This window comes from Trebonia kvetii, from assembly GCF_007827045.1.
Taxonomy (GTDB): domain Bacteria; phylum Actinomycetota; class Actinomycetes; order Streptosporangiales; family Streptosporangiaceae; genus Trebonia; species Trebonia kvetii.
Window position 1 is genome coordinate 644965 of sequence record NZ_RPFW01000006.1, and the last position, 13284, is coordinate 658248.

Annotated in this window: 12 protein-coding genes and 1 pseudogene; 4 read left to right on the forward strand and 9 right to left on the reverse strand. The window is 68.9% G+C overall.

The features are described 5' to 3' along the window. The first annotated feature begins 546 nt into the window (after nt 1-546). Nucleotides 547-690 (forward strand): MerR family DNA-binding transcriptional regulator, encoded by a 144-nt coding sequence (locus tag EAS64_RS31620; protein WP_246115934.1) that lies wholly within the window; start codon nt 547-549, stop codon nt 688-690. A 148-nt stretch (nt 691-838) separates the two neighbouring features. On the opposite strand, the gene EAS64_RS31625 is transcribed toward EAS64_RS31620, so the two are convergent. Then, the gene (locus EAS64_RS31625; protein ID WP_145858965.1) at nt 839-2599 is read right to left on the reverse strand and encodes a helix-turn-helix transcriptional regulator; all 1761 of its coding nucleotides are present in this window, start codon (nt 2597-2599) and stop codon (nt 839-841) included. Nucleotides 2600-2764: 165 nt separating this feature from the next. Between EAS64_RS31625 and EAS64_RS31630 the strand changes: the two genes are divergently transcribed. Beyond that, nucleotides 2765-3916, forward strand: a complete 1152-nt coding sequence (locus EAS64_RS31630) for a GlgX family protein (RefSeq protein WP_145858967.1) — start codon at nt 2765-2767, stop codon at nt 3914-3916. A 31-nt stretch (nt 3917-3947) separates the two neighbouring features. Here the strand turns inward: EAS64_RS31630 and EAS64_RS46280 are convergent, their stop codons facing one another. The 8 genes and pseudogenes from EAS64_RS46280 to EAS64_RS46285 form a co-directional block, all read right to left on the reverse strand. Next, a complete protein-coding gene (locus tag EAS64_RS46280) occupies nt 3948-4826 on the reverse strand; it encodes a hypothetical protein (RefSeq protein ID WP_246115935.1) in 879 nt (292 codons plus the stop codon). A 43-nt stretch (nt 4827-4869) separates the two neighbouring features. Then, a pseudogene (locus EAS64_RS47695) lies at nt 4870-5202 on the reverse strand (aromatic acid exporter family protein); the annotation flags it as partial. 214 nt (nt 5203-5416) lie between these two features. After that, nucleotides 5417-6556, reverse strand: a complete 1140-nt coding sequence (locus tag EAS64_RS31645) for a hypothetical protein (RefSeq protein ID WP_145858973.1) — start codon at nt 6554-6556, stop codon at nt 5417-5419. A 67-nt stretch (nt 6557-6623) separates the two neighbouring features. Then, the gene (locus EAS64_RS31650; protein ID WP_145858975.1) at nt 6624-7343 is read right to left on the reverse strand and encodes a PepSY domain-containing protein; all 720 of its coding nucleotides are present in this window, start codon (nt 7341-7343) and stop codon (nt 6624-6626) included. Nucleotides 7344-7510: 167 nt separating this feature from the next. After that, complete coding sequence (locus EAS64_RS31655) at nt 7511-8914, reverse strand: sensor histidine kinase (RefSeq protein WP_145858976.1); 1404 nt, start codon at nt 8912-8914, stop codon at nt 7511-7513. A 32-nt stretch (nt 8915-8946) separates the two neighbouring features. Further along, a complete protein-coding gene (locus EAS64_RS31660) occupies nt 8947-9648 on the reverse strand; it encodes a response regulator transcription factor (protein WP_246115936.1) in 702 nt (233 codons plus the stop codon). Nucleotides 9649-10140: 492 nt separating this feature from the next. Beyond that, a complete protein-coding gene (locus EAS64_RS31665) occupies nt 10141-11808 on the reverse strand; it encodes a phosphodiester glycosidase family protein (protein WP_145858979.1) in 1668 nt (555 codons plus the stop codon). Between the two features lie 47 nt (nt 11809-11855). Then, nucleotides 11856-12110 carry a hypothetical protein gene (locus EAS64_RS46285; RefSeq protein WP_342782092.1) on the reverse strand — a complete coding sequence of 85 codons (255 nt, stop codon included), beginning with the start codon at nt 12108-12110 and terminating at the stop codon, nt 11856-11858. On the opposite strand from EAS64_RS46285, the gene EAS64_RS46290 reads away from it, so the two are divergent. Together EAS64_RS46290 and EAS64_RS31675 are read left to right on the forward strand one after the other, a co-directional pair. After that, complete coding sequence (locus tag EAS64_RS46290) at nt 12070-12279, forward strand: hypothetical protein (protein WP_246115937.1); 210 nt, start codon at nt 12070-12072, stop codon at nt 12277-12279. The two genes, EAS64_RS46285 and EAS64_RS46290, sit on opposite strands and share 41 nt — an antisense overlap. Before the next feature lie 232 nt (nt 12280-12511). After that, nucleotides 12512-13282 carry a hypothetical protein gene (locus tag EAS64_RS31675; RefSeq protein WP_145858980.1) on the forward strand — a complete coding sequence of 257 codons (771 nt, stop codon included), beginning with the start codon at nt 12512-12514 and terminating at the stop codon, nt 13280-13282. Nucleotides 13283-13284: the final 2 nt, after the last annotated feature.

The following is a 13284-nucleotide window of genomic DNA, read 5'->3' on the forward strand; positions in this document are numbered from 1 at the left end:
TTAACCTGGGCAATCCATTCGGATTCGCCTTCCTCGTTACATTTCAGCCAGTTTCACGACAGGGCGGATTGGCCGTGAACGGCCCGCGCCACGTTCCGGATGGCGAGGTACTCGGCCGATGAAATGCAAACCGCGGACCGGATACCGACCATGAGCCTCCCCCGCCGTACGGCTGACAAGGCACTCTTCCGTCGCGAGCCGGGCGGTCCCTGAGAGCCTCCGGCCCCAGGAACCCAGCGGGCGACTCCCGCCAGCAGCCTCGGGATCCGTCGGCTGATGCGGTCATCAGCGGCTCTCGTAACGATCAAACTGTCACGAGGCGTCACCACTAAGCCTGAGTGCGAGCCGCCTCATTGGACGGAAGGTCTGATCGTCGGCGCGGGCTTCGACGCCGAGCCCGAAAGGCTGATCTGCGCGGCGCTCTTGAGACCAGCGTGGTCAAGCCCGTTGCCCAAGCAAACGGGCCGAGCCAGCGTCCTATTGAGCGATCCGGGCCTAACGGTCCGGCTTTGACTCTCGGGCGGCCGAGGGTTGCACACTGCTGGAGTGGACTCAGGCGAGTTGGTCGGTGTCAGCGCGTTCGCGCAGCTGTCGGGGCTGACGGTGGAGACGTTGCGGCACTACCACCAGGTCGGCCTGCTCGTGCCGGCCCAGGTCGATGGTCGCACCGGCTACCGCGCCGCTGGGTGAGCTGCGGGTGCGCGCTAGCGCAGCGCAGGCCGAGCGGCTGCTGGCGTGGGCCGCGGCCTGGCCGGTCGTGGTGGCAGGACTGGGCTCCGGTAAGAGGCTACGGCCCGATGCAGCGGCTCCGTCAGGTTCTCGATCCCGCCTCCGGCAGTCATGAAGCGTCTTCCTCCCCGGCCTCGGCCTGCTCCAGCGCGATGCGGGTCAGCTCGACGCGTGACCTGATGTCGAGCTTGCGGAACACCCGGCGCAGGTGGAACGCGACGGTGTGCGTGCTGATGAACAGCTGATTGGCTATCCGCTGGTTCGTCAGTCCCTGGGCGACGAGGCGGGCCGTAGCCAGCTCGGTGTCGGTGAGGCTCTCCCAGCCCGCCGCGGGCCGTTTCGCGGTTCCCCAGTGCCGGTGCCGTATCCCCAGCTCGCGCAGTCGCCGGCGCGTGCGCGCAACGTCTCTGCCTGCCCCCAACCGCGTGTACTCGCGCAGCGCCTCGTCAAATGCCCGGGCGGCTTCGTCCCCCTTGGCCGCCTCAGCGAGCAGGACACCCTGGTCCTCGGTCGCGCGTGAGCGGAGCCACGGGTCCGGCAGTTGGGAGGCCGCGTGCCCCAGACGGGGAATGTCGCCAGCCAGCAGCCCTTCGGCGTGGTGGGCCGACGCGCGGATGACCGTGAACGTGGGGTTGGCCCGGGACGTTTCGCTGATGACGGAGGCGATGTTCGCTGCCTGCCCGCGGTCTTCCGCGGCAAGGGCGACGCGGACCAGCCAGGGCGCGTTGCCCGGATCGGCAAGCAGAACAGACCGGTGCTCCTCCAGTTCGCCCAGCACGCCTGCCAGCATGTCCAGTGCGGCCCGCGGGCCGCCGCGGGCCTCGCAAACCTGGGCTGTCACCAGGCGTGCCGCGCCCTCCCGGTAGGCCGATCCGTGGAAGCGGCCGTTACCCGACAGCCGCTCCGCATAGTCGTCGGCCGCGCGCAGATCGCCCTGGCGCAGGGCGACGGTGGCGAGGATCGGCAGCACGAGCGCGTCAAGCCCGTCAGGTCCGTGGGTCCCCGTCGCCTCCGAAGCCGACTGGGCGAGCGCCGCCGCGTCGTCGAGCCGGCCCGTCACCAGGGCGATCCGGGCGCGCATCGCCTCGGCGATTCCCTCCGGCCAGGGGCTCGCCGACGACACCTCGACAGATTCCACGGAGTTCACGATCGCCGCAGCTTCGTCGGCCCGGCCGACGTCGATCAGCCTCGCGGCGAGAAAAAGCCGGGGGTTGAAATGGGTGACCTCGTACGATCCCTCCGCCGCTTTCCTGACGGCCTGGGCGACCAGGTCCAGCGCCTCCGTGGGCCTGCCCGCGTCCCAGGCGGCCATCGCCAATGCCACCAGCGCGGCGATCACAACCTCACCGCGCTTAGCGCCTGGCTCGGCGAGGACGGCCCCGGCCAGCTGATCGACCTGCTTGTTGCCGCGCAGTCCCACCCACGCCCACAGCAGGGCTATGGTCGCGTCGTCGCGCAGGTCCGGTGTGATGTCGAGGGTGGCGAGCACGGCCTGGGCCTCGATCATCGCGTCCGCGGCCCGCCCGGTCAGGGTGAGAAGCGACGACAGCGCGCATCCCAGCGCCGCGCTGTCGAGCGCGGGCAGGGGCGCGGCGAGTGCCGAGCGGACCAGGGTCTCCGCCGCGTCCCACTGTCCCGCCGCGGTCAGCGTCCTGACCGTGGTCGCCGTGCGGGCAGACCGTTCCGGGTCGGACGGCGGGGTAAGCACGAGCGCTCGGGTCGCCAGGTCAGCCGCGGCCCGGGGAGTGAACGGCAGCAGTTCCGCCACGGCGCTGTCAAGCCCGGCGAAGGCGATGGCGTCACCGGGTCGGGCTCCGTTGAGCAGGTGCTGCGCCGCGGGAACCGCCGAACCGCCCCGCGCGAGGAGCATGTGCCCGAACTGCCAGTGCAGGGCCTGCTGGATGGGTTTCGGCAGCAGTTGCGCTACGCTTGCCGGACGAATTCGTGCTGGAACGCCAGCCCGTCTGGTGTCGCCGCGAGGAGGTGCGCGGACACCGCCTCATCGAGCAGGCCCAGCACCGGGAACACGCTGAATATGCGGCAGCCGCACGTGCTGCAGCTGATCATCGACTCGCTGCGCTACTGGGTGACCGAGATGCATGTGGACGGATTCCGCTTCGACCTCGCTGCCAGCCTGGCCCGCCAGTTCCACGAGGTCGACCGCCTGTCCGCGTTCTTCGACCTGATTCAGGTGGATCCCGTGGTTAGCCAGGTCAAGCTCATCGCTGAGCCGTGGGACCTCGGTGACGGCGGCTACCAGGTTGGCAATTTCCCGACGCTGTGGTCGGAATGGAACGGCCGCTACCGCGACACCGTCCGTGACTACTGGCGTAGCGCTGACTACACCTTGCCGGATTTCGCCTACCGGTTGACTGGCAGCTCCGACCTGTACGCGCGGACCGGGCGGCGCCCCTACGCCAGCGTCAATTTCGTCACTGCGCATGACGGGTTCACTCTCGCCGACTTGGTCGCCTACAACAGCAAGCACAACGAGGCGAACGGCGAGGACAACCACGACGGCACCGACGACAACCGCTCGTGGAACAGCGGCGCGGAGGGCCCGACCGACGACCCGGTGATCCTCGGGATACGCGAGCGCCGCCGGCGCGCGCTGATAACGACCCTTCTGGTGAGCCAGGGCGTCCCCATGCTGCGGCACGGTGACGAACTCGGCCATTCTCAGCGTGGCAACAACAATGCCTACTGTCAGGATAACGAACTTTCCTGGCTCGACTGGGAGCACGCTGACAAGGAATTTCTGGACTTCTGTGCTGAGCTTGTCGCCTTCCGCCGCCGGCATCCGGTCTTCCGGCGGCGTCACTTCTTCGAAGGACGCCCCGTCTTCGATACCGGATTGTCCGACATCGGGTGGTTCCGGCCGGACGGGCCCGAGATGACGCCGGACCACTGGCAGACAGGATTCGCCAAATCCCTCGGCGTCTTCCTCAACGGTGACGCGCTGCCTGATCCGGATCGTCACGGTCACCGGATCAGCGACGACTCCTTCCTGCTGCTTTTCACCGCTCACTATGAGGACGTCACGTTCCTGCTCCCCGACGGGCCCTGGGGCGAGCGGTGGCGGCTGGACTTCGACACCGCCGTTGTCCCCGTGCCCTCCCAGCCGCAGCCGGCGGGAACCAAGGTCGTGGTCGCCGCCCGCGATGTGCAGATATTCCGGCGCGTATAGCGGTCATCCCGCTCCGGGCCCGTGGAGCCGATTACTTCATAAGCTTGCGCAACGCGGGCGGCACTCGCTGCAAGCTCGGCCGCGGCGGCCGCCAGGAGCGGTTGCGCCGTGGCCGGGGCCGCTGGTCCGGAGTGCCCGCCTCAAGCTCGGACCTGAGCCGGTCGAGATGGCTGATCAGCTCGCCCCGCAACGGCCATCCGACCGGGCGGACCGCCGGAGCGGTCGCCAGCAGCTCGCTGAGCCGGTCTTGCGCGTCGCGCGCCGCGGCCAGGTGACGCTCCAGGTCAGCCTTCAGCACTTCGTGACCGTGAGCGTCCAACTCGGTCGCGAGGCTGCTGTAGGTCCGCACGGCGGCGGACAGTTCCCGCAGCGTGTCGGCCAGGCCGCGGCGCACATCAGGATCGTTGACGGAGTTGTCGTCGCCAGCCAGCCGGGTGGTATCGACGAGCGACCGGGCAAGGACGCGAACCGTCACCGCCGAGTGCTCCAGGGCTTCCAGGCTCTGCCGCAGTGTCACTGTGCTGTATGGCAGCCGCATGCTGCGCGGGTTGAGCCTGGTGCTCTCCTCGGCCTGCTGAAGTGCCTCGTCCACGCGCCTGATCTCGTTGCCGAGGGCGCGAGCCCGGTCGAGCCAGGCGCGCGCCGAGTCGTTAACGGACCCGTCGTTCAGCCCGGCCGCCATCTGGTCGAGCAGGTCGGCCATCGTGCGGGCGAGGTCCGCGATCGCTTCCTCGGCCGGCTCTACCCGCGGTGCCGTGAGGACGAACCCGGCGATCAGCCCCGCGGCCGTGCCGATCAATGTCTCGGTTATCCTGCTGGTCGCCGCCGCCTTGCTGCCGACCGACAGGATGAGCATCGCGCTGATCGCGACCTCTAGGACGGCCTCGCGCAGCCGCAGCGCGTACCCCACTGCGAGCCCGAGCGTGATCGTGAGCCCGATACTTCCACCACGTGAACCCGATCCATCTGGACAGCCCGAGCGCGATCAGGACGCCTGCCATTACGGCGGCGACTCGGCGCACCGCGCTGAACAGCGTCTGGTAGATGCTGACCTGCAGGACAATAATCGCCGTCAACGGCGCGAGCACGGGAGGCGACGTCTCCGGCACCGGCAAGGCGATCAGGTAGGCGAAGACTGCGCAGGTGGCCAGCCTGATTATGGACGCGGCCGTTGGCTGTGCCCGGTGCCGCGCCAGGGTCAAGGTCACTGGTGCGCGCTGGGTAATCGTCCGTGCCGCGGCGCTGATCTGGGTGGCCCGCTGGTTGCGCCGGAGCCCCAGGCTCATGGGGTGGACGCCGGGACGGCGAACTCGCCGGCGCCGAAAATCATCGCCTGCGTCCGCCGATGCCCTCCTGTCCTCACGCGGGAATCTGTCCTCACTCAGGAATACAGCCGGGGCTGGAGCCTGGCCGCATCCCCCATTCAGTTAGTCGCGATCCCCCATTCAGTTTCTCGCGCGGTCGCTCGGCCTCACGGCGATGTCCCGGCAGCGATCGTGCTCAGGGGTGAGGTGCCTGCTCGGGCGGGGCGGCGGCCAGCCGTGCATCCGGCTGATAGGTGTATGCGGCCTCGCGCACGGTCTCATGGCTCTCCAGCGCGGCGCCGAGCGCTCCGCCGAGCGTCGCGATCGAGGTGGCCAGCCACGCCAGCCTGATCTGGTCCGCCGCGCCAGCGGGGTGGCTGAGTTGGACGCCGAGAAGGTCTCCTGGCACGAGGAGGAGGGCCGAGGCGAGCATGGCGACGAAGAGTGCGAGATACAGCACGACCACTCCGATGCCCGCCGTGGCCGCGGTAACGATGTTGAACAAGATGACCTGTTCGCGCGCGGCCGGATGAGGGCTCCGTTCCCACAGCCCGGTGGTGACCATGATCGTAACGATGACGGCGGCCACCGAGCCGACGGCGATGACCGCGAGCCGCGTCGGCCCGAGGTAATAAGCGAGGCGCCAGATATCGCTGGTCACCAGCGCGAACACCCCGGCCGCGAACGCGGCGGCGAGGACGCGCATGAGCCGCAGCGCGAGTCGCCAGGGACGGTTGGCGCGCAGCATGCCGAGCAGCAGCGAGATGTTGCCGGTGACGACCCGCGCGGCGAAGCCCACGCCAGGTTCCCCGTGCTCTATCCGCGTGCCCAGTTCGCGCATCCGCCGGGTTACACCGTCATCGAGCGTACGGCGCTGCCCGGCGTCCGCCGCCAGCGTGATATCGCCGAGCATGTGCCTGATCAGCCGGACGATCGTCTCAGCGGTGCGCTTGCGCACCGAGACCGGGCCGAGCGCGGGCATGGACAGGACCGCGACGCCGTGCGTGGCGCTGACATGGGCGATCACCGGCCTCCGCGCGGTCTGCAGCGGGAGGTCGGTGACGCATACCGCCAGGTGCCAGCCGCGGTCAAGAAGCATCCGGCGTCCCGCCGAGATTATCGCGCTAAGGTCGGTTGGCGGCTCAACCAGCCGGTCTGAGATGAATTCAAGCCGCCAGCGCACGCCGGGCAGTCGCTCAGGCAGCCGGCCAGCTATCTCCGGCACCAGGCTCTCCGTCAGCTCTGAAGCCGGCCCTGGTGATGCGAGCAGGCCGACGACGATTTCCGGCTGCCAAATGTCGGGAAGGCTTGCCGAACCAGTCTCAACTGTGCCCATACGAGGTTTCTTACCCGCTGCTCGGCCGGTCGGGCGAGCTCAGGCGGGCACCTCAGGCTGCCGTCAGCTACGAGTTGGCGCCGATGACCTGGAAGGACTGGTTGACGAAGATGTGATGCGGCCAGTTGACGCCGATGTAGTGGACCTCGTAGTCGCCGTTGCCCAGTTCTACGATCCGGTCGACGACGCCGCCCGGGTAGGCGGCCAGCGCGGCTTGGGTTGCCTTGTCCGCGGTGGTGCCGCTGGCGAGCGTTCCCGTCCCCTGGGTGTAGTCCGCCGGGATCATGCCGACCTGCTGGGAGGAACCGGGCGTCCCCTTGGAGTAGGCGATCACCTGCCCGCCGGGTGACGATGCGCTGCTGGCCGGGGGCTGCACGATGACCTCGGCGGCCGTGATGGTGGTGCTGTCGGTCATCCCGAGCACGAGGACGGGCACGCCGGCGGTGACGGCACCGGCCGAGGCCGGGCTGGTCCCCTGCTCGTAGGTGGTGGTGGAGGCCTCCTTGACGGTCACCTTCTGTCCGGCCGAAGTCGTCAGGGTGAAGCCGGACGCGGACACGCTGCCGGCCGTCCCGGCCGAGCCGCCCGCGGCAGGCCCGGACCGGGCGTTGGATCCGCCGCCTGCGGTTCCGGAGCCGCCCGGGAAGGCGTGGCCGCTGCCACTGCCGCTGGCCGTGGTGGTAGTTGCGCTGCCGGAGGTGGCAGCGACGATCCCGTAGGAACCTCCCCCGATCACGATGGCCGCTATTGCACCTGCGATGACCTTAGACCGTATGCCGGAAAACATTTCTTTTACTCCTTGTCGCCGGGCTGTTGATCTCAGTTATGCCAGCCCACGCTGGAGGTTCGGTGGAGGGAAACGGGAAGCGCACCGGTAGCTTGTGCAGCGCGGATTTACCCCAAGTTTTCGGCAAACGTTCCGCAAGGGCGCGCCAAGGACCACGCGAGCGTAGGTCAGATTACCGGGAAGGATTCTGCAAGTGGGACGCGCAGGTGGAACGCGGTTCCGTGGCCGGGCTGGGTGTCCACGGTGAGCGTCCCGTCATGGGCGGCGGCCAGCGACGCCGCGATGGCCAGGCCAAGCCCGGCGCCGCCACGGGTCCTGGCGTTGTCGGTGCGGTAGAACCGCTCGAACACGTGCGAGGCCTGTTCCTGCGTCATGCCGGGCCCGCGGTCGGTGACGGTAAGCCGCCCGGTGCCGGGCTCGCCCGACACCGTTACCGCGACCGGCGTTGCTGGCGGGGTGTGCTGGATGGCGTTGCCGATCAGGTTATCGATGACCTGGCGCAGCCGCTCGGCGTCGGCATCCACGATCACCGGTTCGGCTGCCTCGAGCGTGATCGGCCGCGTGGTGGCCACGAGGCGGGCCTGCTGGACGGCCTCGGCCGCGATGCTGGCCAGGTCGACCGGCCGGCAGTCCAGGGCGCGCCCGGCGTCGAACCTGGCCAGCAGCAGGAGGTCGTCCACCAGCCGGCCCATCCGGCCGGCCTCGCGGGCGATCAGCCCCATCAGCCGCAGCAGTTCCTCGGGGCTGGCGTCGCTGCCCTGCTGCAGGCCGTACTCGGCGAGCCCGCGCACCGAGGTCAGCGGTGTGCGCAGTTCATGGCTGGCGTCTGCGATGAAACGCCGCATGCGGTCCTGCGATTGAAGGGCGCGGGCCTCGCCGTCCGCTCGCGCCAGGTAGGCGGCTTCGATGCTGGCCAGCATCACGTCGAGCGCCTCGGCCAGCCGCCCGACCTCGGTATTGCGTGCCGCATGGTCGATGCGCCGGGAGAGGTCACCGCCCGCGATCGCCGCCGCCGTCGACTCGATCCCGCGCAGCGGTGCCAGGCTGGCGCGCACCAGGGGCAGGCCGACACCGGCCAGCAGCACGACGGCGACGGCCGCGGCCAGTGCGTCGGCGATCTCCAGCCGGGTGATCGTGCTGTCGAGGTCGCCGAGACTGGACGCGATGACCAGATGACTTCCACCGGACAGCGGTTGCACCAGCACGCGCCAGGAGCCTCCCGCCGAAGCCGCAGCGGTGAACGGCGTTCCGGTCTCGCTGAGCTGCGCGGCGGTCAGCTCCGGTCCGTCCGCGGAGCCCAGCGGGCCGCCCGCTACGCTGATCTGGCCGTCCGGCGCGATTTCCTCTACCAGGAACTGCTCGGGCAGCGTCTGCGGGCGACTGCTGTCACTGGGCTGGAGCTGTTGCCGCTCCACGATGCGGGTCGCGACCGTCGCGAAGCCCCGAAGCTGGGCGTCTGCACGGGAAAAAAGGTAGCTGCGCACCAGCGTGGTGCCCAGAACAGTGGTCACCAGCGAGGTCAGCGCGACCAGCAGCGCCGCGGCGGCCATCACCCGGGTCCGCAGGGACATGCCCCGCACGGCCGCCCGCCGCCGGCCGGCCCTCACGGCGGCGGGATCCGGAGCACATAGCCGAATCCGCGGACCGTGTGAATCAGCCGCGGCTGCCCCTGGTCGACCTTGCGCCGCATGTAGCTAAGGCACGGGTCGAGCACGTTGCCGTCACCGTCCGCGTCGTCGTGCCCCCAGACATGCTCCACGATCTCGCCCTTGCTGACCACGCGGCCAGCGTTCACCATCAGCAACCGCAGCAGCCGGTACTCAGTGGGCGTCAGCGCGACGATGGCACCGTCTCGCCGGACCTCGTGCGCGTCGTCGTCCAGCTCAAGGTCAGCGACGCGCAGCCGCGAACCGGGAATGGCCGGCTGGGTGCGCTTCAGCACCGCCCGGATGCGGCCAAGCAACTCCTCCAGGCTGAAGGGCTTCGTGACGTAGTCATCCCCGCCGACGTCGAAGCCCCGGACGCGGTCCGGCACCTCGTCCCGGGCGGTAAGGAAGATCACCGGAACCTCGCTGCCCCGGGAACGAATCCGGCGGAGCGCCTCGAACCCGTCGCCGTCCGGCATCATCACGTCCAGCAGGACCAGATCCGGGCGGGACGACGCGGCGGCCTGCACCGCCTCGGCGCCGCTCGACGCCGTCACTACCTCGAACCCCGCCAGGCGCAGCGAGCCCGACAGGAGTTCCAGGATTGTCGCCTCGTCGTCTACGACGAGCAACCGGGCCGGCGCCGTTACGGCTTTCACAGCCCCAGGATGTGACGGGAACCTGACCAGTCGCCGACCCCGAGCTGGAAGTCTGCTCCAAAGCTGTTCCGCGTGCTCGAAGCATTTCTGGTTCTGGTTCTGGTGTTCTGCGGGCGGTTGGCCGTCGTTGCGGGGTGCTTGGGTCAGAAGTCGAGGAGGTCGGCGGGGTCGAGGCTGACGGTGAAGGGCTTGTCGGCGTCGATGACGGCTTCGAGCAGGGTGCCCTGGGTTACTGCGGGGGCGGCGGTGTAGGCGGTGCCATCGAGCGTGAGGACCTGGACCGAGGGCGCCGGGGTGTGCTCGATGATCCATTATTGCGGTATGCCGAGCTGGGCGTACTCGAGGCGGGGCACGGGCTTGCCAGGTATGCGGTTGGGCTGGACGTTCTGAGGTTATTTGGAGCGTTTGCGGTATGTGTTGGCAGGTATGTGCTGTGAGGTTCACCTTGGGGATGCGGCTGTGTACCACCAGAGGTCACCGTGTTGTCGATGGTCACCGTGCGTAAACGGCTGTGAAGTCACGGGTGGAGGCGGTGTAGTACGAGTAGGCGCTCGGCTGCTGCGTCGGCAGCAGCGTCACCGGGGTCGGGTTGGCGGGGTTGCCCTTCGCCTGGTAGGTGTCGAACTTCATCCAGGCGGGGTTGATGTCCATCTGCAGGCCCTCGACCGCGCCTGCCCGGTGCAGCAGCTCGGCCAGGTCCTGCACGTTCAGCGCGGGGCCGTACACGTAGACGATCCGGCCGTCCTTGGTAATGCCCAGGCCGGAGCGCCACACGTAGTACCCGCCGCCGAGCGTGGCGCCGAAATTGGTCATGATGTCCTGGTTGAGGTTCGGCGAGATCTTGCCGTGGTCGATGATCAGCTTGAGGTTCTGCCGTACGCCCGCGATCTTGGCGTTCATCGAGAAGTCGCGGCCCCACTTGCCGATCTTGATCGTGCCGTTCTTGTAGTAGACGACCGACGCGGCACCCGTCACAAGCGAGCCGTGGTACGAGCCGTTCAGGTAGAAGCCGCCGCCCGCCGAGCTAAGCTTGAACCCGCCGTTGAACGTGGCCAGCAGGCCGGTGCGCTTGCCCGCGGGGATGAAGGTGTCATTCCAGCCCCACGGGCTTGACCCCGGGTCCTCGGAGCCAGGGTGCAGTGAGAACTTGACCAGCCGCTGGTCGATCGACGCCACGCCGTTGACCTGGGAGGTATAAGTGGCGTCGCGGAGGAACGTGGTCAGGATGGCCGGGTTTCCCTTCACCTTCTCCACCACGCGCCACTGACCCTCGCCGGCTATCGGCGACGGCGCGAGCGACTTCAGCGTGCCCGGGATGTCGGGCACGAACTGCTTGGTCTTGATCTTGGTCTTGCCCTTCGGCGGCTTAGTCGGGGCAACTCCCTCGCCGCTCGGCACGGCAAGCGAGAATGACGGCCTGCCCCCCTTGGGTGGCGGGTTGTAGGAGAGCCACTCGCCGAACGTCACGACCGGGCCGAGGTAGTGGTCGCGGGCCCACTCCGCCAGGTTCGCCGTCATGCCCTGGCCGTTGTTCTTGAACGCCGCCTGCCCGGCGGAGAACATCGTCACGAGCAGGAACAGCGCGATTATCGCGCTGATCACGCGGACGGTGCGGCGGTGGAAGAACCTGCGGGTCCGGCGGAACCGGACCTTCCTGGTCGGCGGTTCCGGTGACGGCTCCCCAGGGGATGCCGGGCCACCAGGCCCCTGCCCCGGCAGCTGGTAGCGCTGGCCGTCGAATCGCTGCGGGTCCTCGTACCGGCGCATGTTTCCCTGCACGGGTCCTTCCTGGTAACCGCGAGGGCCGCCGTCGCAGCCGTTGTGGCCGCGCGGGTCACCATTTCCCGGGTAAGTGGCGCCACGGCCCTGGTGGTTGAACGTCTGCGTGGGCTGGTTTTCATTGCCCTGGCCGGGGCCAGGCGGTGGGCCGGGCTGGTCGTAGCCTTGCGGCCCGGGCCCATTACCGCCTTGGCCGCCGTAGGGCTGCTGCTGGCCGTAACCCGCGGGTCCGCCGTACTGGCCGTACTGGTGCTGCTGCTGATCCTGGCCGGGAGCGCCGTTACCGTTGCGCTGAGCGCCCTGGTCGTCGCGGGCCTGTCCGTCATCGGGCTCGTTAAGCCACTCACGGCCTGGTCCACCACGGGGCACCCTTCGTGACATATCGCATACCTCCTGCGTAGGTCAGTCTCGTGGGCACGCCGCCTGCCTCAATTTGAAGGAATCGTTACGAGCCAATACCCACACCTCGGCCCAGTTACCTGCAGCTTCCGGCGCAATCTATGCGGGAGCGCAGTCGCCCGCGCCAGGTGCCAGACTATGCGGCCAGTCTTTCGATGCCCGCTCATCTTCATCTGCACATCCCACTTTGATGCTCTGATTTCCCTCATACCCAGCTTCCTCATCGCCACGTCCATTCGGTCGATGAACAGCACGCCGTCCAGGTGGTCGGTCTCGTGCTGCAGGCACCGGGGCCAGCCGCCGCTTCACGTCGTAGAAGATGCCGGGGAAGGACAGGCACCCCTCCTCACCGTCCTGCTCCTGCTCTTCGGGGAACTCGAGGACCGGGATGACGAGCACCGGGCCGGCCACGTAGATGAGGGCGCCGCCCGCGGTGGCCCAGCCCAGGCCTGACCGCCACTGGTACTCCGATCCGGGATGCTCAGCTCCGCAGGGGCAGGTGCCGCCCCACGCCCGCCAGCGCCGCGTGAACCCGAGCGCGCTGGGCCTGCCGTTCACGACCAGGGAAACAGGTTCTGCCTGACGGCAACGAACCGGGTGCGAGGGGGCTTTAGCAGAACTTCTTCATAGGAAATTGAAACACTGGCTCGAACGGGCGCAGAGCATCGTTGGCTAGCTTGCGAGCGTGTCATATCCAGACCAGTACGGGGACCGGGGGAACTGGCCGGATTCTCTGGGTGCCCGCCAGCGGCCACCGCAGCCACCCCAGCGGCTCCGGCCGCCAGGGCCGGCTCAGCATGCCCATCGGTTCGGCGGGACAGAGGGCAACGAGCGGCTGACCGCGATGACCGGGGCGGTGCTGCTGGTCCTGCTCGCCGTCGAGGGCTTCACCATCTTGCGGCTCGGCCGCCTGCTTACCCTGCACGTCTTCCTCGGCATGCTGCTGCTCGGCCCGGTCGCACTCAAAGCCGGGTCGGTGATCTACCGCTTCGTCCGCTACTACACCGGGAGCGCCCCGTACCGGCGCAAGGGGCCGCCCGCGCCGCTGCTGCGCTTGCTCGGGCCGGTCCTCATCCTGCTGACGGCGTGCGTCTTCGGCTCTGGCGTGATGCTCGTCGCTACCGGCTCCCGTCAGGGCCCGTGGCTCCTGCTGCACAAGGCCTCGTTCATAGTGTGGTTCTGCGCGATGGCCGTCCACGTGCTCGCCTACGTCCCGCGCCTGCCCAGGCTGCTCGCCGCCGAGGCGCGGGGCCTCGCCATCCCTGAGGGTGGCGCAGTCGGGCACGCGGGCGGCGGGCGGCACGCCCGCCGGGCGGTGGAAGTCCTCGGCGGGCGCGGCACCCGGCTGGCGCTGCTGATCGCCTCGCTGCTGGCCGGCCTGGTGATCGCCCTGCTCACCGTGCACCTCGCGGGCCAGTGGCGGCCGGCAGGCACCCCCGTCGGGTTCCATCGCTGACC